Annotated in this window: 1 protein-coding gene; it reads right to left on the bottom strand. The window is 43.7% G+C overall.

Annotated elements, in window-relative coordinates:
- Positions 1–760, bottom strand: a 760-nt coding sequence (locus ACFIKO_RS09410) for an alanine-zipper protein (RefSeq protein ID WP_375673912.1), incomplete at both ends; no start/stop codon positions are given.

The raw sequence follows: 760 nt of genomic DNA on the forward strand, positions 1-760 counted from the left end.
CATCCGATACCAAATAAACATAATAATCCTTACCCGCCGAAAGAGAAGGAACGCTTATTCTTTTATCTGCCGTATAACTTGCAACCAAAGTATCATTGCCTAATGCCAAGGTTATACGTGTTCCTTTTTTCAAGGTTAATTGACTTTTTCCTGTCGCAACAAGAAACGGCGTGGAAATTGAAAGAACCGTTAAATTAGACTGTTTCAGTAAATTGTTTACCTCTTCCGCTAGCACTTTTGCCTGTGTGGCTACTGTATGAGCTGTTGTTGCCGTTGCTAGGGAACTCTTGATACCTCCAAGCTCTTGCTTCGTCGTATCGGCTGTTTTTTTGGCTTCTTCTGCTGTCCTTTTTGCTCTATCGGCTACTTCCTTGGCTTTTTCGGCTTCGCTCTTGGCTTGATAGGCTTTTGAATCTGCTGCCTCGGCTTTTTTCTTAGCTTCGTCTGAGTACATCCGCGCTAAACTTACGGGGGCTTTAAAATTCTCAACCACTTGATTGATATCGATGACCCTACTCCTCGCAGACGAGGCTATTTTCTCTGCATTTTCTGCCTGATTACGCGCTTGCGTCGCGTCATGGTTGGCATAACCTGCTGTCTGTTTGGCTTCCTTGGCTATTTTTTGTGCTTCTTTTGCGGCTGCTTCTAAAGACTCAGCTTTCTTACCGGCTGTTTCGGCTGCCCTTTGCGCTTGTTCTGCTATATATTTTGCATTACTAGCTATTTCCTTGGCTTTTTCTACTTCATTCTTGGCTTCATA

It is taken from the genome of Bartonella sp. TS82HLJMH (assembly GCF_042193495.1).
GTDB lineage: Bacteria > Pseudomonadota > Alphaproteobacteria > Rhizobiales > Rhizobiaceae > Bartonella > Bartonella grahamii.